The sequence below is a fragment of the Flectobacillus major DSM 103 genome (assembly GCF_000427405.1).
GTDB classification, from domain to species: domain Bacteria; phylum Bacteroidota; class Bacteroidia; order Cytophagales; family Spirosomataceae; genus Flectobacillus; species Flectobacillus major.
Map to the genome: position 1 here is coordinate 91025 of NZ_ATXY01000004.1, position 22018 is coordinate 113042.

The 22018-nt window shown below is 39.3% G+C and carries 9 protein-coding genes; 2 read left to right on the forward strand and 7 right to left on the reverse strand.

Translation table 11 applies throughout. The annotated features are described in order from the left end of the window. Positions 1 to 6 precede the first annotated feature (6 nt). Positions 7 to 3543: a CRTAC1 family protein gene (locus FLEMA_RS0101070; protein WP_044170390.1), complete on the forward strand. Its 3537-nt coding sequence runs from the start codon at positions 7 to 9 to the stop codon at positions 3541 to 3543. A 236-nt stretch (positions 3544 to 3779) separates the two neighbouring features. Next, on the forward strand, positions 3780 to 4424 hold the full coding sequence (locus FLEMA_RS0101075) for an NAD(P)-dependent oxidoreductase (RefSeq protein WP_026993858.1): 645 nt from the start codon (positions 3780 to 3782) through the stop codon (positions 4422 to 4424). A gap of 58 nt (positions 4425 to 4482) precedes the next feature. Here FLEMA_RS0101075 and FLEMA_RS0101080 read toward each other — a convergent pair whose 3' ends face one another. From FLEMA_RS0101080 to FLEMA_RS0101110, 7 genes are all read right to left on the reverse strand, one after another. After that, a complete protein-coding gene (locus tag FLEMA_RS0101080; RefSeq protein ID WP_026993859.1) occupies positions 4483 to 5118 on the reverse strand; it encodes a nitroreductase family protein in 636 nt (211 codons plus the stop codon). A 373-nt stretch (positions 5119 to 5491) separates the two neighbouring features. After that, positions 5492 to 7042, reverse strand: coding sequence for a glycoside hydrolase (locus FLEMA_RS67110; RefSeq protein ID WP_044170392.1), 1551 nt, complete (start codon positions 7040 to 7042; stop codon positions 5492 to 5494). A 127-nt stretch (positions 7043 to 7169) separates the two neighbouring features. Then, positions 7170 to 8852: a RagB/SusD family nutrient uptake outer membrane protein gene (locus FLEMA_RS0101090; RefSeq protein WP_044170394.1), complete on the reverse strand. Its 1683-nt coding sequence runs from the start codon at positions 8850 to 8852 to the stop codon at positions 7170 to 7172. Positions 8853 to 8869: 17 nt separating this feature from the next. Next, the gene (locus FLEMA_RS0101095; RefSeq protein ID WP_026993861.1) at positions 8870 to 12013 is read right to left on the reverse strand and encodes a SusC/RagA family TonB-linked outer membrane protein; all 3144 of its coding nucleotides are present in this window, start codon (positions 12011 to 12013) and stop codon (positions 8870 to 8872) included. 181 nt (positions 12014 to 12194) lie between these two features. Continuing rightward, positions 12195 to 16364 carry a hybrid sensor histidine kinase/response regulator transcription factor gene (locus FLEMA_RS0101100; RefSeq protein ID WP_044170396.1) on the reverse strand — a complete coding sequence of 1390 codons (4170 nt, stop codon included), beginning with the start codon at positions 16362 to 16364 and terminating at the stop codon, positions 12195 to 12197. A 270-nt stretch (positions 16365 to 16634) separates the two neighbouring features. After that, positions 16635 to 18584 (reverse strand): RagB/SusD family nutrient uptake outer membrane protein, encoded by a 1950-nt coding sequence (locus FLEMA_RS0101105; RefSeq protein WP_044170398.1) that lies wholly within the window; start codon positions 18582 to 18584, stop codon positions 16635 to 16637. A gap of 18 nt (positions 18585 to 18602) precedes the next feature. Beyond that, positions 18603 to 21728: a SusC/RagA family TonB-linked outer membrane protein gene (locus FLEMA_RS0101110; RefSeq protein WP_218918512.1), complete on the reverse strand. Its 3126-nt coding sequence runs from the start codon at positions 21726 to 21728 to the stop codon at positions 18603 to 18605. Between the last annotated feature and the right edge of the window lie 290 nt (positions 21729 to 22018).

The window sequence follows — 22018 nt, forward strand, 5'->3', positions numbered from 1 at the left end:
CCTTATATGATTGCTCGTTTGTTGCTTTTTATGCTTGTCTTTGTAACTGTAATAGCCTGCCAAAATAAGTTCGGAGAAACGGTTTCTCCCGAAAATACCTTATTTGAGCTATTACCTTCTTCCCAAACTGGAGTTAGTTTTGTGAATCAACTGAAAGAAGATGAAAAATTAAATATCGTCAATTACGAATATTTTTACAATGGCGGTGGTGTAGGTATTGGCGACATCAATAACGATGGCTACGAAGACCTTTTTTTGGGAGGAAATATGACCAATAGTAGGTTATATCTCAACAAAAGTGCAGAGAACAGCAATACCATTCAATTTGAAGATATAACCCAACAAGCGGGTATTCAAACAGCCGACGGCTGGACAACAGGCATTGCCATGGTAGATATTAATACCGACGGGCTACTAGATATTTACGTTTGTCGAGCTGGCCCTAAACCTGCTTCACAGCGTGCCAATCAACTGTATATTAATCAAGGCAATACTCGTTTTGTTGAGCAAGCCCAAGTATATGGCCTAGCCGACACAACGCATACCACTCAAGCTGTATTTGTAGATTATGACCTTGATGGCGACCTCGATGTGTACCTTGTTACCAACGTTATGGAAAAAATAGGCCCCAATATTATCCATGAAAAAATAACGGATGGTTCGGCACAAAGTACCGATAGGTTATATCGAAACAATGGCCCCAATGCTCAGAAGCAAATTACCTTCACCAATGTTTCAAAAGAGGCTGGGATTATGCTAGAAGGCTATGGGTTAGGCGTTTCTGTGGTTGATATAAATCAGGATAATTGGCCTGATATTTATGTGTCAAATGATTATTTATCAAACGACCACCTATATATCAATCAAAAAAATGGGCGATTTGTAGACGAAATAACGCATTATTTTCGGCATCAAAGCTATTCGGCTATGGGCAACGATGCCGCCGACATTGACAATGATGGTTTAGTAGATTTTATAACTTTAGACATGCTCCCCGAAAGTGAGGCTCGTCGCAAAAATATGATTGGACTTATGAACTACGATAGGCATTTGTCCGAACTACGTCATGGCTATTTTCCACAGTTTATGCGAAATACACTACAGCATAACAACGGGATAAATCCCGAAAATGGGCAGCCTAGTTTTAGTGAAATCGGACGAATGGCGGGTGTGCATAGTACCGATTGGAGCTGGAGTGCTTTTTTTGCCGATTATGATAACGACGGTTACAAAGATTTACTTATTACCAATGGTTTTCCAAAAGATATTACCGACCGTGATTTTGTAGCCTATCGAATGGCCGAATATCAGAAGGGCAATACCAACAACAATGCACTCATGAAAGCCCTAAATAGTATTAAAGGGCCAGAACTAACCAATTATCTTTTCAAAAACAATCAAGGAAATCTTACTTTTACGAATCAATCGGCGGCCTGGGGATTTAATAAAGCGTCTTTTTCTAATGGTGCAGCTTATGCCGATTTTGATAACGACGGCGATTTGGATTTGGCTATCAACAATATCGACCAAGAGGCTTTTATCTATAAAAATCGAGCCAATAGTCTACACAAAAATCATTTTCTCAGAATTAAATTACAAGGTACAGCTCAAAACCGTTTTGGTTTTGGAGCTAAAGTAGATATTTACTACAAAAACCAACATCAAACTACCGAGCATTCGCCGTACCGAGGCTACGAGTCGACCGTTGAAAATACACTTCACTTTGGCTTAGGCAATATTACCAAGCTAGATTCTGTCAAAATTACTTGGCCAAATCAAAAGGTAGAAATCCGAAAAAACATAGTAAGTAACCAAACTATCACCCTCAATATTGGGGATGCTCATACACCTCACGTTGCTCCACCTATTACGGCAAAGCCGCTTTTCATAGAAGCCTCCCAGCAACAACATATTCACTATAAGCATATCGATGAGCTTTATATCGACTTTAAAATACAACCATTATTGCCTCATTTATTGTCACAGCAAGGCACAGGATTGGCCGTTGGTGATGTCAATGGCGATGGCAAAGACGACTTTTTTGTTGGTGGGGGCTATAACCACTCAGGGGTATTCTTTATGCAGCAAGTCCATGGCTTTCAGCAACAAAAGCTTTCTGAAGTAACCAAATATGAGGAAGATATGGGTACATTATTATTCGATGCCGATAATGATAGCGACCTCGACTTGTACATAGCCACTGGCAGCAACGAGTTTGATACCGATTCGCCTTATTATTTCGACAAGCTTTATCTAAACGACGGAAAAGGTCATTTTACTCATCATCCACAGGCAATACCTCGTATTTCGTCGAGTGGGTCGGGTGTAAAAGCTTGTGATTTTGACCGTGATGGCGACCTCGACTTATTTGTTGGGGGGTATTTAAGCCCCGCTCGATACCCCTTGCCTACCGCTAGTTTTATCTTGGAAAATCAAGGAGGAAAGTTTGTGATGGTCAATAATAAAGTTGCTCCTATTCTCAACCAAATCGGTATGGTTACTGATGCCCTTTGGACAGACTTTGATGCTGATGGCTGGGTAGACTTGATGGTTGTTGGCGAATGGATGCCTATTACTTTTTTGAGAAATATACATGGAAAGTTACAAAAAATCGAAACCAATCTTCAACCTACCAATGGCTGGTGGAATAGTATTAATCAAGGGGACTTTGACCAAGATGGCGATATTGACTATGTATTAGGCAACCTTGGGAATAATCACGAATGGAAAGCTTCGGCCGAAAAACCCTTGACTATTTTGGCAAGTGATTTTGACCAAAATGGAACAACCGACCCTATTATTTGTCACTATGTCGAAAACCAGCTAGTGCCAGTACATACAAGAGATGAGATGACGAATCAAATGAATTTTCTGCGAAAAAAATTTCCTCAGTATGCTGATTATGCCCAAGCAACACTAACGTCTATTTTCTCTGAAAAAGAACTTAAAGGAGCATATCAGGCCAAAGCTTCTTTTTTTGAAAGTGTTTATCTCGAAAACTTAGGGGCTGGTAAATTCAAAATAAAAGCTTTACCCAAAGTAGCACAAACTGCTCCTATTTTTGGCATACTAGTGAATGACTATAATGCTGATGGGTATTTAGATATTCTTCTGTCGGGCAATTCGTGGAGTACAGAGTCTACTACTGGACGCTACGATGCTTTTAGTGGTTTACTTTTATTGGGTAATGGAAAAGGTGATTTTTGCCCAACAAGTACTGCTACGAGTGGTTATTATGTACAAGGCGATGCTAAAGGGATGGCACAGTTATACTCAAATACCAACCAACCGATAGTAGTTACCGTTCAAAATAATAATAAACTGGCTGTGCATCAGCTCCAAGGAACTTCAGCCAAGGTTGTACAAGCTCAGGCACTAGACAGTTATTGGATAGTTACAACTACATCGGGGCGTACCTATCGTTATGAGTTAAACTATGGAAGCTCATATTTATCGCAGTCGTCTCGCAAAATTACATTACCCAAAACAACACTAAAGGTTGTAGCTTTTGATACCAGGGGCAATCGGAGGATAGTTTTTTAATGTATCGTAAAATAGCCTGCAATCACAATTGTCACAGTACATCAATGTGTTTGGCTAATAGCCTATTATGTAAAATTAGAAATACTTGTGTAATCATCCTCAATCATATAATTTTGTGGTATTAGACTCTCTTTATAACATACCGATGACGTTTCAGCAATAGCTGTGTATCCGATTTACTGATTAAAGTAAATACGGATTACTATTTCGTTTTCAAAATTTTATAAAGAAATCCAATGCAAAATCATATAAAAGTAGCCGTTATTGGCGGTACAGGTAAATCGGGCAAGTATCTTGTTCAACAGCTCATCAATGAGGGTATTTCTATCAAAATGCTCGTCAGAAATCCCAACCATCTTTCTATCAATCACCCTCTTATCGAAATTGTTTACGGCAATGTACAAGACTATCATACTGTTTATCAGCTCCTTGAAGGCTGTCGGGCGGTAATTAGTACATTAGGGTTGGGTATTCCTGCCAGTGAGCCTACGCTATTTAGTGAGGCAACTCGACATATTTTGCAGGGTATGGAAGCATGGCATATTCGGCGGTATATTGTAACTACAGGGCTTAATGTAGATACGCCTTTCGACAAAAAAAGCCCCAAAACGATGTTTGGTACTGAATGGATGAAAAATAATTACCCTGTTTCTACCCAAAACAAACAGGACGAATATCAAATATTGGTCGATAGCCATGTAGATTGGACTTTGGTAAGACTGCCTCTAATTGAGCAAACAGCCGAAAGGTATTTGGTAAAAATCAGTACAGAAGATTGCCTTGGCGACAAAATTAGTGCAACCGATTTGGCCTATTTTCTTGTAGAACAATTATCAACTACCACTTTTATTCAAAAAGCTCCATTTGTTGCTAATAGCTAAAAAAACGCCCCTTCATGGATTTAACGCATGAAGGGGTATTTTTTGTGATTCGGGTATCTTAGCGATATTCAATAACAAATTCTTCTTGGGGATTTCTTACTTTTTTCATGCCACTCAGCCAATCATTTTCGGCATCACGATAGCCAATCGGTAATAAAGTTACACTGCGTAGCCCTTTACTTCCTAAGTCCAAAAGCTCGTCCAAAGCACTGTTATTGAAACCCTCAACAGGAGTTGCATCAATCTTCAATTCGGCTGCTTGTGCAATTGAAAGAGCAAAACCGATATACGATTGTCGGGCGGTATGGGCAAAATTTTCTTCAGCTGTTTGAGTAAGGTAAATAGCCTTTAAGCGGTCGGTATATGAAGAAAATCGCCCTTTGGGCAAACCACGCTCTTCGGTAGTACGGTCAAAGATGGAATCTATACGCTCTTCGGTGTATTTGTCCCATGCTGCAAATACCAATAAATGCGAGCAATCAGCAACGATTTGTTGGTCAAAAGCAATAGGAACAATTTTCTCTTTTAATTCCTGATTGCTGATTACTAATACTCTGAATTGTTGAAGCCCCGACGATGTTGGTGCTAAACGTGCTGCTTCAATAATTTTGTTTACATTTTCTTCCGCAACTTTGCGAGTAGAGTCGTACTTTTTAGTAGCGTATCGCCACTGTAAATCTTCTAATAGTGCCATTTTTTTGTATTGTTAATGGTGTAAAAACACGAGGCTTTATTGAATCGTTCACGATTCAATTGTAAACAATACACTTTCGTGAAAACTTACAATTTTTTCGAGTATAAACATAATTCTATTGTAAATATTTGCTAGAAACTACCAATGGTGAGCTTGTAAATGGTGAGGTATTAATGGAGGGATTATTGGGTAAATAGATACTTATCAGAGTGTGCCGAATTATAAATGCTTGTTTTTTATTTAATCCGTTTTTGTGGTAAAAAGAGCTTAAATTGTTCGCTGTATAGTAGGTGCAACCACAACGATTGCACCCTATTATGCTATATTAAGAATAATGGTCTATCTTTATAGAATACTGCTAGCATCTACAACCCTATCCAATTTTACCCACTAATGTTACGATAGAGCGGGCAGGAATATTGATCGACTGATTAATACCAATGGGCGAATTGGGTGCTAAATCCGAGCTTGACGATGTAATAAATGGTCTGAGTGTTTTGATACGTAGATTTTTTACGGCTATTTTTACTGTTATAGGAGTGTCGCCAGTATTAATCATAACGGTCGTAAACTGTTTTTGAGCAAGGTCTTTATAAGCAGAAACCAATAGGCTATTGGTGGTATCAGATGCTTTGATAGACGATGCGATACGTTCGGCTCCTGGCCTGATAAAACGGCTAAAATTGCCCATTCCCCACAACAACTTACTGGCAGAAAAATTACCATCCGTTTTGGCTTTGTCGATATATACCAAGCCGTCTTTATAGTCGTAAGCCGAAATAGATGTCCACCAGTGCCATGCCGAGGCATTGCCATTGACCAAATCGTTATGAATGGTTTTTGCAACATATAAAGCCGAGGTAATACCCAAATCTTTTTTTTCACCAACAATTTCACCAGCATTATCGCCAAGGATACAATATTCCGACATCCAATAGCTGAGTGAAGGTACAGAGGCGATTTGTTCGGCTAGTTGTTTTCTTTTTGACGACGCTTCGCTGAAAGGCGAGCTTGTAAAATAACTATGTCCCGAAATAGCATTGGTAACATTGGGCAGATTGCCAATATAGCTAGGCGAATCGGCTTTGAAAAATGCGTCAATTTGATTGCCCCTAGAAGCCTTTTGATGAGCAGAATATAAAAAATCGAGCTGCCCAGCTTCAGCAATATTGATTTTGGTAGGAAGTTTTGCTTGTATTAGCTTAGTACTGAGGGTTTTGGTGATTTGGGCAATTTCATGATTATGAAAGGGAGTTCCTTCTTGTCCGCCATCGCTCCAGTCCCACTGAGGCTCGTTGGCGGGGCTGATATAATCGAAAATAATTCCAGTTTTGTGTTGTATTCCTTTGGTGACATCAACCAAAAAAGTAGCAAAATTATCAAATTGGTCTGCTCCAAGGTTTGACTGTCCTGCTGTGGCAAATGCTTTTTTATTGATAGTAAATTGTACAGGAGGCGAATTGGTGAAAGCCAAAAACTTATCAACGTTTCGTTTTTTGGCAGCTTCCAAAAACCACACTTGCCCTGCTTGCCGCCCCCAGTTGTATGTACCGTCGTTGGTCAAAAATGACTCAGCTCTTCGCCATTCGTCTTTGATACCACTTTGGTCGCCTTGTTCGGTACTTCCTGCCCCAATATTGAACCGCCATAGCGACAACCCTATCCCCTTGGGCTGTCCGTTGGTAAGGGTATCTTGACTAAATAACAAGTCGGCAATGGCATTTTTTTTGGCATCGGGCCAATTGCCCACAAACTGACACGACCAAGCATCAGATGCTCCAAAATGTTCTATTTTCTGGAAAACCTTAGTTGCCTCAATCGTAACTTCAAGGGGCTTTTTGGACGTTTTTGTGTGATTCTGAGCAATGACACTGCCCACTAAAAAAGTAAAATAAAAAGTTAATAGATATTTATTTTTTAACATAGAGAGTGAATTTATAGAATGTTTACCATTAAAAATAGTGAAGTTTTCGTGCTAAAATACTGTTGTTGAGTTGTTTAGCAAAACACCTTCCACTCTGAAGGAATGAAAGGTGCTTTTACTACTCAACTTAATATCCGTTTGTTTGGGTTAACTTTCCGTTAGAAGCCTGAATTTCGGCTCTTGGAATAGGAAGAAAATAATGTTTTTCTTCAAAATGGCGGCCAGAAAGAGCCTCCTTTCGGTTGTACACCAAGGTATTGCCGCTTTTTACTACTTCCATACCATACGCTGGAACGTTTTCGGTAACATTGGCAATTTTCCAACGACGAACATCATAAAAACGGTGTTCTTCAAAGGCTAATTCTACCTGACGCTCACGACGAATTGCTTCACGCATTTGTGCCTGAGAAAGGCCGCTTGGCAAAGCTGGCATATTTACTCCTGCTCTACTTCTTACAGTATTGATGGCATTGTAAACGGTTTGGTCTGGCCCAACGGCCTCGTTTTGTGCTTCGGCATAATTGAGTAATATTTCGGCATATCTAAAATAAATCCAAGGTTGTGTCCCTGCTATGTCCCAAGGGTTATCAATAGGTAAGTTATCGTTCATGAATTTCTTCAGATAATACCCTGTTTTAGATGTGTTCCAGTTAGATGGCCCATCTTTACTATCTTTTCCACCTGGAAGAAAACTTTGTATCGTGTTGGTTCTATAACTAGCATTGTTATAAAGTACAGTCATATAAAATCTAGGGTCACGGTTTTTGTAAGGGTCTTGTGGATTATAGCCAGAAGCAGGGTCAGTAATAGGTTTACCATTGGCCATTTCATAAGAATCTACAAAGTTTTGCAAAGGAACATTACCGCCCCAGCCACCATAACTATTGGGGCCGTTTGAAATTTCTAAACATACATGACGAGCTCCTTGTGTGTATAATCTTTCAAAAATAATTTCAGGGTTGTTTTCGGCAGTCAAGAATAGTTTGTCATAACCACTGGTAAAAAGGCTATATTTTCCCATATCGATTACCTCTTTGGCTGCACTTGCTGCTGCCTGCCAAGTACCTGCACTGTACAATGGACTTGCTGCATACAGAAGCAATCTTGATTTTAGTGCCAAAGCGGCTCCTTTGGTAGCTCTGCCCAATCGCCAAGTATTGTTATTGTCGGTAGGTAATAGCTTACTAGCTTCGTCGAGCTGAGCAATCGTATAGTCGATACATTCTTTGATACTCGATTTGGTATAAATAGAGGCATCCGAGAAATCGTCGCCTAGCTCATATACTTTGTCGTTGAGGAGTACCACACCGCCGTAGTTTCTAATCAAATCGTGGTAACGGAATGCCCGAAGGAATTTTAATTCGCCCGATAACGCATTTTTACGGCCTACACTCATAGGTACTTTCGAGATATTGGCCAATGCGTAATTGATTTCTCGAATACTGCGGTAGCTTCTTCCCCAAAGTGTACCTGCAATACCTGTATTTTCGGGAGCTAATTGTCCTCTTTGTACAAGCCAAGTATTGTCATCGTTGTTATAAATAGATTCATCGGTCAACGACGACCACATTGCATACTCAAAGCCTCTACCAAAGCCAGGAGGTGTGCCTTCGGCTTCTTTGTCGGTAAGGCGAACGCCCATGTAACGATTGATAATGTAAGATTCAAACAACGTAGAATCGGTAATAATCGAATTATCGGAAACCCTGTCGGTTGGTACAACATCAAGGAAATCGGATTTGCAGGCAAAAAGGGAAAGTGCTATGCCAGCAAAAAGCGAAGATATAGTAATAAATTTCTTAGTATTCATTTTGATATTTTTTAGTATTAAAACTTAACATTTACACCTAAGTTGATGATTCTTTGTTGTGGGTAAAACTGCCCACTGCTGCTGTTACCTTCTGGGTCATAATCTTTTACACCCGTAAAAGTGAGCAAGTTGAAGGCATTGGCATACACACGAAGTTGTTTTATTTTCAAAGAATTCAATAGGGTATTTGGTAGAGTATAACCTAATTCGAGGTTTTTGAGGCGAACAAACGACGCGTCATTTAACCAAAAAGTATTGTTATAAAGACCGCCATTGATTGACGAAGACGCTCGGGTGTCTACACGTGGGTATGTACCGTCTGGATTGCTTGGACTCCATCTGTTGTCGGCCCAACTGCTATAGAAATTTCCTACCTGCCCCGACTCTGGCAATACATATTGGCTTACGTTGGTTTGTCCTGATAATACCATTGATGCGTCGAAGTTTTTGTATCCAGCACTGAATACTAAACCAAACGTAATTTGAGGAATATTGCCATATTGCGTTCTGATTTGGTCATTGGCTGTGATTTTTCCATCTTTATTATAATCCTCAAGGATTAAATCGCCTAGTCTTGCTCCGTTAACGTGCGGGTATTTATCAAGTTCGTCTTGCGTTCTGAAAATACCAATCGCTTTATATAACAAATAGGTATTGAGTGGTCGGCCTGTTTGACGCTGATAATCTAAAGCACCTGCTGCTTCGTCGATAAACTCGATATTGCTTTTGGCATAAGTAAAGTTGGCCGAAACATTGTACCTGAAAGCCCCTGTATGGCGATAGCTTACACTTGTTTCAATGCCTTGGTTGCTTACTTTACCAATGTTTTGGTCTGGTACCAACGATGCCGACCCATAAGGGTTTACAATACCCGATACATTTGGAATAGAAGCATTTCTGGCAGCCAAAATGTTTGAGCGTTGTTGTTTAAAATAGATAAACTCCCATGAGATATTTTTGAGAACAGTTGTATTAAATCCAATATCTGTTTTCTTGGCTACTTCCCAAGTAATATTGGGGTTGGCTAATTTGGTTAAATCAATACCGGGGTTGATGGTGTTAGCTCCGATAACATAGGTATTGTTGAACGAGTAGTTGTTATAATACTGAAACTGACCAACATTATCGTTCCCTAACGAACCATAAGAAGCTCTTAGCTTGAGGTCGTCGATGAAGGTGACACTGTTTTTAAACCAAGCTTCTTCCGAAACTCTCCATCCTGCCGAAAACGACGGGAAGAAACCATATTGCTTACCATCTGGAAAAATCGAAGAGCCATCTACACGCATTTGGATTTCGGCCAAATATTTTTCGTCAAAATTATAGGCAATTCTACTGATATAACTTTTTCTTGTAAAATTAGAGCTACTTCCGTAGTTGTTTTTATCGGTTGCGGCTGCACCACCTTGCGACAATTCGGGGGTGGATACCGTTGGATAATTGATTCTTGAAGCACCAAATTTCTCTTGTCTATTTTGGCTTTGTTCGTATGCTACAAACATATTCAAATCGTGCTTTTGAGCTTTAATAGCATAATTCAATTTGATATTTTGTACCGTAGATGAAATATTGGTTTGTTCTTCCGACAAGGTTGCTGCTCCAGCCGAACCACCTGTAATTACACGATTGTACGTTCCTGTATTTTTATCGAACGAGTAAAGGGGATAAGGCGTACTAAAGTTTTTGGTAAAACTATATGATCTGTCGGCCGAATAAAATCCGTCGAGTGATAAGCCTTTTACGGCAGCAATATTGTAGCTAGCTCTCAAAATTCCATTGAATACCGTAGTTGGGTTTTTGTTGATACCTCCTGCGGCAGTACCCAAGATAACAGGGTTGTTGTTTTCAACACCTGTAGATGGCAAACCATTGGGATAAATAGATACTACTGTTGGGTATGCTCGGTAAATAGAACGGAAAACATTGCCTGCACTTGATGTTGGATATTGGCGGTCTTCTTGGCGACCTGCCAATGAAAGGCTTACTTTAAAGTTTTCGGTAATATTAGCATCTACATTCGACCTAAAATTGTACTGATTGTACTGCGTAGCTCCGTTGCGATAAAGTCCATCTTGATAAATCGTACCAACAGATAGGTAGTATTTGGTGTTATCAGAACCACCACTTACCGTAAGGCTGTGTTGATTTTGTAAAGCAACATTTTTCAAAGCTTCTTTTTGCCAATTGGTATTTGGGTAATTGATAGGGTCAGAACCATTCGCAAACTTTGTGATTTCATCGGCCGAATAATATTGATTCATTCCTCCAGCAGGGTTATTATAATAGTCTATTTCATTCAAAATAGTAGCATAAGTAGCAGAATTGGCCAATTTTGGTAATCTGGTTGGCGAGCTAAATCCTTGATTGAAGCTATACGAAATAGTAGGTTTGCCTTTGTCGCCTCTTTTGGTAGTTACCAAAATAACACCGTTGGCTGCTCTACTACCATATACTGCGGCCGAGGCATCTTTCAAAATAGAAATACTTTCGATATCGTTGGGGTCGAGGCGTTCTAATCCACCCACTTGCCCAGGCACGCCATCTACAACAATCAGAACGTCGTTGTTGCCAGTAGAAGCAAATCCACGAATCGTATAACTTGAACCGTCATAACCAGGCTCGCCACCTCTGTTGTTGGCCACAAATCCAGAAAAACGACCTGCCAGTGAATTGGATAGGTTGGGCTGTGGACTTTTTACAATTTCGCTACCTTTTACATCCGACACCGAACCCGTCAATGTAGTTTTTTTCTGTGTACCATACCCCACTACCACTACTTCGCCTAAAGCCATATTTTCTAATACCAACTTGACATCTATAGTAGATTTATTGGCAATAGGCACTTCTTGCGAAGCATATCCAATAAAAGAAAAAATCAATGAGCTTGCTGTATTGGGCACACTCAGCGAATACTTTCCGTTTGCATCTGCCGAAACGCCGATACTCGAACCTTTTAGCTGAACATTAGCTCCAGCAAGTGGTTGGCCTTGTTCGTCTAATACTGTCCCAGCAATCTTTTTGTCAGATTGCGAAAATGCAGCCACCGTTGTAAAAAGTACTACGCTAAGGCAAAAAAGAACATAAAATCCTAGTTGAATAAGACTTACTTTCCCCATTTCATTACAGCGTAAACTCTGTTGATATGATAGATTTTTTTTCATCTTTGAATGAAACTGTTTTAGTGAATAGAAATGATGATTCTTAGAAATAGAAATTTCTGAAGCAAAACTAGGATTTTGCAAATATTTAGAAGAGGGGGAAATCCTTATAAAAGAGGGGGTAATCAATTAAAAAGCCCTAAATAGCGGTTATTTAGGGCTTTTTTTACACAAAATTGAATTTTTAGGAGGTTTTCTTTCCGAGTATATCTTTATCAATCTGATGGTTGTTGTGGAATGTTTTTCGGTATTTTTTGATATATGCCGATGGGTTCATCCCAAATAATTTGAAGAATTGTTCCCTAAAATATTTGGGGTCGTTTACTCCAACTTGAAAGGCTGTTTCCGACACGGTATTGTCGGTACTAATAAGCATTTCGGCAGCTTTTCGGAGGCGTATAAATCGGATAAAATTGTTTGGCGATTGCCCACAAATTGATTTAATACGGTTGTATAGCCCCGATGGGCTCATGCCTATTTCGGTAGCTAGTACCCCAACTCCAAAGTCAGGATCGGTGAGGTGCTTTTCAACAATAGCAATACACTGATGTAAAAAATCTTTGTACTCCGACGAAATTTTGAGATTGTTAGATTGCAGTGTTATTTCATTGAAAAAGTATTTCTGTAAATCATTTCTTGATTTTAGTATCCCTGTAACCCTTGCCAACAAAATGTCTTTTTCAAAAGGCTTACTGATATAGTCGTCGGCACCTACTTCTATACCCTTTAGTTTGATTTCGGACGAAGTACTTGCTGTCAATAATATAACAGGAATATGGTTGAGGCTTGTATTCTTTTTCATTAAGGTACACAGTTCAATACCACTCATACCCTGCATCATTACATCGCTGATGACAATATCGGGCAACAATTCTTCTATAAGCTTTAGGCCATCTGTGCCGTTGTCAGATTCATGTAATTTAAAGTAGGGTTTAAATATTTGTTTAAGGTATTGTCTAATCTGCGGGTTATCGTCGATCATCACCATGGTTTTTATTTCGGCATAAATTTCATCTGTCAATTCGCTATCTTCATTATCAGACAATTCAGCTTGTTGACTGATTGATAAATCGTGGTCGTCGGCCAATTCTTCCAAAATAACCGAATTGAGTTCATCATCATTTAGAATTGTATCGGGGTTTAGGTGTTCGTAGCCCCTTAAAAGCCGAATCGTAAATATAGTACCCTGCCCAAGGGTACTATGATAGGTAATATCGCCTTTGTGGTTATTGATAAATGTTTTGGTTAGGTACAAACCAATGCCAAAGCCACCCGCCGATTTGGTTTGGGTGTTTTTGACCTGATAAAACATTTTGAATAGCTTATCGCCTGTTTCGGGGGCAATACCCGCTCCGCTGTCTTCTACTTTAATAATAATGCTGTCGGCTATTTCTGTGATAGATAAAGCCACTTTGCCCTCTTTTGGGGTAAATTTTAGGGCATTTGAAATCAAATTAAAGAGGGCTATTTCTAGTTTTTCTCGGTCGCCATATACTTCTATATGGTCTTGTTGGCAGATAAAATCGTATTGAATCTGTTTTTCTTTGGCCTGATGAGTGAAACATAAAAAAACTTCTTCACAAAGATTTTTCAGGTTTAGTCTAGCTACCTTTAGGGAATCCCGTTCGGTATCGGCTTTTCTAAAAAGCAATAGCTGGTCTACCAAGCTCAACAAACGACGGGCATTGCGGTATACAATATGTAAGCTACTAATATCTTTTTCTTGCGAGTCGGTATAAAGTAACTCTTTAATTGGGTTGATTATGAGGGTTAGAGGTGTACGGAATTCATGGGAAATATGGGTAAAAAATGAAATTTTCTTTTCATTGAGTTCTTTTTCTTTTTCGGCTTCAATTTTAGCAATTTGTATTTGATATTTTAGTTCGTTTTGGCGGTCTTTGTAGAGTTGATAATAAAAAATCAATAGGCCAATCAGTGCCGAATAAAACAGGTATGCCCACCAAGTTTTGTACCAAGGCGGTAGCACTATTACCTTAATACTTGCGTAGTTGTCATACCAGATGTGGTCTTTGTTGGCGGCTTTTACCTTAAAAGTATATTCGCCAGGTTCTAAATACCGATATGTGGCCGACTTTTGTTTGTTAACAAAGTTCCATTCTTTGTCTAAACCTTCGAGTTTGTAGGCAAATTGATTTTCGTCGGGATATGAATAATTAATAGCTCCGTATTGAATAGAAAATACCGATTGGTTAGGTTGCAAAATAATTTGTTGTGATGGCAAAGCGGTATTTTTCTCGCTTTCGGTATCGGGCATCAATGATTTTCCGAAAAGCAGCACGCCAGTAATTAGTACTTTGGGCTGATAAGTGAGGGGCTTTATTTGGTCGGGGTAAAACAAATTCCAGCCTTCTGTACCCCCAAAACACATAAATCCACCAGCTCGATGATAAACCGCCGCACCACCATTGAATTGCCCACTTTGTAGGCCGTCGGTATGGTCAAAATTATAGATTTTATGAGTCAATAAGTCGACTTTAGCAATACCCTTGTTGGTACTTACCCATATTTGGTGTCCATTGTCTTCTTGAATGGCAAGAATAGTATTATTGGCAAGACCATTTTTTTCACTAAACTTTTTGGCTATTTTTTGTTGAGTATCGTACAAAATAAGGCCGTTTTCTTGTGTGCCAATCCACAGTTTATTGTTGGAGGAGTCAAAATGCAGTGCAAAAACTACACCTGAAGATAAATCTTGAATATCGCCTTTTTGGGCATTGTAGGCCGTATAAATACCATTTTGAGGATTGAACAAATACAGGCCTGCACCATAAGTACCTATCCACAAATGCCCATTATGGTCTTTTTCAATAGCTCGGACATCGCTAGACGGAAAGTTTTTAGCGGCTGTATTATAGTTGGTAAAATTTTGTTTGTCGGGATTAAATACACTTAGTCCACCGCCATTTGTACCAATCCAAATACGCTGTTGGTTATCTTCATAAATTACCCTTACGTCGTTGGCTCCAAGGCTATTTTTATCGTTAGAATTATGCTTGAAATTAATAAACGAATCATTTTTTCGGTTATACAAAAATAGCCCTCCCGAATATGAACCAAACCAAAGGTTGTTGTGGCTATCTTTGAAGGCCGACAAAATAGCATTATCGGTTAGGCTACCCTTTTTCCCGTCGGCTTTATAATGTTTTTTTACTTCACCATTACTGGTTGTTTGAAAAATACCATCTCCGTCTGTTCCGAGCCACAACAATCCAGTGTTATCGATGGTCATACCATAATATCGAACATCGCTTTCGGTGTTATAGGCCATGATTTTTTGTTGAAACTTAAAAAAACGCTCTTGGCTGTTGTCGAGCATATATACCCCTTCGCCATAAGTACCTACCCATACATTTTTGTCTTTGTCGGCATACAATGCCTGTACCGACCTTTGGGTAAAAGATTGGCCATTATTCCCTTTTACAGCACGAAAAGGTACTTTTGGTGTATCGTTGTAACGAGACTGAATATCTATCTGATAGAGGCCTCCGTCTTGAATACCTACCAAAAGCTGCTGGTTTTTATTTTCGAGCAACGACAGAAATACACGGCTTTTGAGCTGAGTTGTAGCCGAAGGATGAATCAGGATAAGTTTGTTTTCGGTTCTTTGATAAAAATATAGGCCGTTTGATGTAGCGAGCCAAATATTATGAAAATGGTCTTCGTAAATACAGTTAATACGATTATTGGACAACTTTTCAGCACCAATGGGTTGAGTCAAAACCAGCTTATTATTTTTTGTGCTAAATACATTAATCCCTTTGCTGTGTGTGCCTACCCAAAGTAAACCTGACGAATCTTCGTAGGTAGTCAAAAGGGTATTACTTGATAGTCCTTGGAGGCTAGACTGCCGATAATTGACGACAGCATTTGTTTTTTTATGATATTTAAACAAACCTTTTGTAGAAGACGTAAGCCACAAGTAGCCATTTTTACCTTCGTAGATACCACTAATATCGTTGTCCGATTGTTCTTCTTTACTCAGTTTTGACGTAATAAAACGTTCATGGCTGGCATCGAAGCGGACTAATCCTTTTCGGGAAGTAATCCACAAAATACCATCGGTGTCTTTGTAGATACTCTGAATATAATTGCCTTGAATACTAAATGGGTTTTCGGAGTCGAACTTAAAGATTTTGAATGTAATACCATCAAAACGATTGAGGCCGTCGTCGGTAGCAAACCACATAAAGCCCTGATTATCTTGTACAATACTGTTGACAACACCAAACGATAAGCCTTCTTTGAGATTGTAGTGCAGTACACGGTGGCTCTCGGAGAGTTGAGCTATCGTGCTATATGAAACTAATAATATTATTACTAAAAAAATTCTCATAGCCAAAAGTACACATAAATGAGCTTTTTCTTAGCTATCAGCTATAGTGAACAGGTATAAAAAATAAATAGGAGAACACTAAAAAGATGAAAATAGAACGTAAATACTCAATGGGGGGGCGATGAGTATTTATATGTATTGTTATATTTAAGTGTCTTATAATCAATGGTATATTGTGGTTTGGTGTATAATTGAAACGACAAAACGAGGCTACCTAGAAAGATAACCTCGTTTTATGGTTGTGATAGCTTATGCTAAACTATAACCTAATTAATAACCAGGGTTTTGTATGGCTGTTTTTTGTTCTATTGTCAAAGGTTTTCCTCCGTTATAAATACCATCCAAGAACGTTTGTGGGATAGGTCTCAATAAATGGAAATCTTTGATATAGTTAGCAGCACCAGGATTATAGGCTTTGGCTCTTGTAATCAAAGTTTTGGTTCTACTCAAATCTTCCCAACGGTGAAATTCTCCGCAAAGTTCTCTTGTTCTTTCATTCAGTACCAAGCACAACATTTTGTCGTAGGTAGAAGTATAGCCCAGTTTGTTAATTACCGCTACATCTTGAGCTGGCAAGTTAGTAATACTAGGTATTTCAAGAACCGTTGTAGTAGTTGTAGCAGGAATATTGTTTGACTCATAGTAAGAGTTTTCGGTCATAAATGAGTTAATATTCACGTTTTGTCCTGATTGAGACACCACATAAGCGGCAGCACCGTCGGTATAAGCCGCTCTGTCTTCGCCAGCTTTATAAGCCGCTCTTTTTCTGACAGCATTGATATACGATAGTGCTGCATCGTACGAACCTTGACCAAGGTTGGCCAAACGGATTTTTGCTTCGGCGGCCATCAAATACGTTTCTGCCGACCTAGCAAGAATAACATCTCGGTATCCTCTAACTTCGTTAATAGCCAAACGAGCTCCATCATAATGTTTGCTAAGAGATGGGAATCGAACGTCGGTCAACAAGCTTTTTCCATCAGAAGCATGTGCTACATAAACAGAAGGGATTGTTTTATTGGTTTTGGCATAGACGATCTCATCAACATATTTAGTTTTGGTAAAGCGGGTGTCTGATGGACTATTGATAATAAACATCAATCCAAGGTCGCCATTAGAATATTTGCCACTGCCATTATTGCATCTACTTTTTGTTCTAAAGCTTTTCCAGAACCTTGAGTCGTTTATTTGGTCAAATACATCGTATGCAAAATACGTAGGAGCTAAGCGGCTAAAAGGTCTCATTCCTGTCAAATCACGTTGCATATATGGAAGGTCGTCGTAACGAGCTGTAAAATACAAGTGGCTGTTGTTGAAGGTTGTAGCCAACAAATTGTCTGAAAACTGAGCCGACAGAATTAGTTCAGGCAAAGTTTCGTTTGTTCCATTGGGTTTGCTATAAGCCCAAATATCGCCAAAATTATTGGCTAATGGGTGTCGAGCAATCACCTCGTCAGAAAGCGAAACTACCTTTGCCAAGTCAGCCGCTTTGGTAGACGTATTCCACGAGTCATTGATTTCACTGGCTCTTGACAGATACGCTTTGGCCAAATAATGAGCTGCTGCATCTTTGGTAATTTTGGCAGGAGCTGAGGTATTGTCTAATAAATCGTAGGCTTTAGACAGATCGTCGATGATTTGCGTATAAATTTTTTCTGGAGCTTCACGGGTAAACTCTAGCTCGACGGTAGTACTCACATTCAATTTGAGCGGTACAGCACCATATTGGCGAACCAGTCGGAGGTAGTTATATGCACGCAAAAAGTACCCTTCGCCCAATGCTGTTTTCTTGATTGCATTGTTGGTAGAAGTAATTTCACTGGCCGATTTAATCACTTGGTTTGCCATTCCAATAGCAATATAGTACATATCCCAAGCCCGTTCGGCGGCTACGGTGTTGGAGTTTACGGTAGTTACAATAGATTTGAAACCCCCATCGTAGTTGTTCCAAGAACTGTTTGAGCCATCGCCACCAACATGAAATTCGTCGGTACCATAGTTAGTTGTAGCAAATTGAACTTCACCACTCAATGGTACGTCAAATGTTTGGTTGTAAGCACCTGTTACAGCAGCCTGAATACCTTCTTCAGTACTGTAGTAAGCATTACTTCTTTGTGTGGTCAACTCCTCTTTTAGGAAGTCCGATTGGCAAGACACACTGGCAAAAAGAGCAAAAGCACAAATACCTGTTTTTATATATTTCAACTGTATTTTATTCATCGTAAAAATCATTAGAAGTTAAAAATCAACATTGATACCCATTGTGAAGCCTCTATTCCAAGCTGAACTTTGCAAATCCATATCAATCCAGTTGATATTGTTGTAAATCATACCTAAATTTTGTGCTTGGAAATAAATTCTTGAACTGCTTACACCAATACTTTTCGAGAATTTTTCGGGTAAGTTGTAGCCCAATGAAATATTTCTAATTTTAATAAATGAACCATCTTTATAGCCCAATGCCGTGTAGTATGGGTCACCAGCTGCTGCTGTGTAATATGGGTGTTGATAATCTGCATTGGTGTTGTTTGGTGTATAGTAGCTCAACTGGCGCTGGTTAAAACGCCCGCCTAGCACCTCGCCACCAGTGTTATACAAGTATTTCAAACGACCATACAACATGATAGACAGCGAGAAGCCTTTGTAGTCGAAGGTGTTGGTGAAGCCCACAATAAATTTGGGAATGGTACTTCCCAATACTTTACGGTCGTTAGAGGCATCTATCTTATAATCGCCATTCAAATCGGCTGGACGTACAGAACCCAATGTAAATGCTTGTCCGTTAGCATTGAATTTTGCCATTTCGGCTGCATCGGCCTCTTTCCACAAACCAACGGCCTGATAATCGTAAATTACACCTTGGCTTTGTCCGATAAACCATTTGTTGTTAATATCATCAATTTTGCCATTGGCCAATGAAATAATATGGTTGTCTTGCCACGAGCCATTGAATGTGGTACTCCATTCAAAACCACCTCTACTGAGGTTGACTGTTGTTACTGTCAAATCAATCCCTTGGCTGCCTGTTTCACCGATATTGGCATACGTATTCACAAAACCTGTTACCGATGGAATCGTTTTTAACATCAACAAGTCGGTGGTATGTGACGTATAATAATCGAGAGTACCTGTAACTTTTCTTTTGAAAAACGAGAAATCAATACCATAGTTAAATTGTGTTGTTTTTTCCCAAGTTAAATCTTGGTTTGCCAAAGTCGAGTTGTTGGCTTGGCCTGTAGTAAGTGTACCGCCAAAAGGATAATAGATTTGAGAAAGCCCTCCTTGTGTAGCATAAGGGTCGATAGCCGAGTTACCTGTAACACCTACGCCTGCTCGTACTTTTAGGTCATCGATCCAAGGCTGATTAGCCAAGAATGGTTCGTTGGTTAGCCTCCAACCTATAGCAGTACTTGGAAAAAACGCCCATTTATTGCCTTCTGCCAATTGTGAAGCACCATCGTAACGTCCTGAAACAGTTACTAAAATTTTGTTATTGAAGTCATAATTGATACGTCCAAGGTATGAACGAAGTTGTCTTTCTGATAACGAAGAACTCCAAGCAGACAATGGAATATTGAGGGCATTCCATTTTTGGCTCGACATTGGTACGTTATCGGCGGCCATACTGTTTTTATCATAACTCCATTCTGTTTGGGTTTGGAGTGCCATCACACTAATTTGGTGCTTATTGATGGTTTTGGTATAAGTAAGTATATTATCAAGAGTATATGAAGTGGCTTGGTCTTTGGTTAAAGAAGCATAGCTCGACCCTGTTCTGATAACAGAGTTAGCATTTAAGAATACCCCCGCTTTATTGAATGATACATCTGGCCCAAAGTTCATACGGAACTTTAGCCCATCTAAAGCTTTTGAAAAACCAGCGAAATTAATTTCAGAATAAAGACTACCAAAAACACGTAAATTGGTGCGTTGGTCTTGTGAATATTCTTCTTCTTTTATTACTGTCTTGATAGCGTCATCGCCTCCTGGGTACAAAGACCTCACTCCGTTGGCATCGTAAGGCATAGCATAAGCAAACAGGTTTCTAGCACTTTCATACAAGCCCGATGCTCCTACGTTGGTGTTTTTACCAGCGTCCGACTGCCCATATTCGTTGACAGCGTAAGCGGTGTTCAATACTCCACCCATAGAAAACCAGCTATTAGGTTTAATATCAACACTTAATTTTGCCGAATAGCGTTTGTAGCTTTGCCCCTTTACTGTACCTTGGTTGTCGATAAAACCAAATGAAGCATAAGCTTTCATTTTTTCTGTACCACCGCTTACACTAAGGGTATGTTGACCCGTCAATGACGGACGAGTTACCATACTAATCCAATCGGTATTGGCTACCTGCGAGCCATCCCAATTACCGTTTGACCACCCCTTCAGAATATTATTCCATGTTGGTAAATCTCCAGAGCCTTTAAAAATCAAAAAGTCGTTGGCTTGAGTAGGTTTATCGCCACGAGGGTACAAATTTGGATTCAGATAATAATAGGCCCATCTTCGATAGTCGATATACTCGGCAGCGTCCATCAGTGGAGAGCTATTTTGCAAGGTTTCAGACGTAAAAGTTGAGTTTAGGCTCAGGGTATATTTACCATTTTTCCCTCTCTTAGTTGTAATAATAACTACACCATTGGCACCACGAGAGCCATAAATAGCAGTTGCTGAGGCATCTTTCAAAATATCAACCGACTCAATATCGTTAGGGTTGATGTTGTCGATACCTCCAGAGGTTAAAGGAATATTGTCGACAACATACAAAGGTGAGTTAGAAGCTTTTAAAGAACGAACCCCACGAATCGTAATATTTCCTACTTGGCCGGGTCTTTCGTTCGATGTAATGTCAACCCCTGCTGCTCTTCCTTGCATACCTTGTAAAGCATTGGCTACGGGTCTTTGAGTAAGGTCTTTTGCACTTACACTTATTACCGACCCCGTAACGTCCGACTTCCTGCGTTCGCCATACCCAATTACAACAACTTCTTCCAAAGATTTTGTATCGGTTTGTAAAACTACATCAATCACGGTTTGATTGCCAACTACTACTTCTTTGGTTTCGTAGCCAGTTGAAGAAATTACTAACACCGCATTTCCATCGGGTACGTTGAGCTTAAAAGAACCATCTACTCCTGTAGTAGTACCTTGGTTTGTACCTTTGATTTTGATACTTGCCCCTGGAAGAATTTCTCCGTCACTTCCAGTAACCTTTCCAGTTATCGATAAAGCCAAACTTGCTCTTACAGAATGTAGCAAACTAGCCTCTTTTGCAAGTACCAAATTGCCTTTACCTTCAACTTGAGTATAACTTCCAGCTAAGGCTACAAGCATACCCACATTTAGTAATTTTTTTAGCATTGATATTAGGTTTTTTATGAAATAATTGACAGAAAAGACACTTAGTGAATGTGATTAATTTTATATTATTTTGTCTTTTTTATCAAAGGTATTATCATGCCTAGCCTAAACCATCATGCTCCGTCCTGAATACACAGGCTTAAATTTATTTAATTGATTCTTTAATTGTTTCTATTTTATAGTATTGAAAATATAATTTTTCCTATAAATACTTTTTTAAGTACTATTTTTTAGAAAAGGCTGAAATGTTCAATAAAATTGCCAAAACCTCTTTAAATGCTTTATGCAAT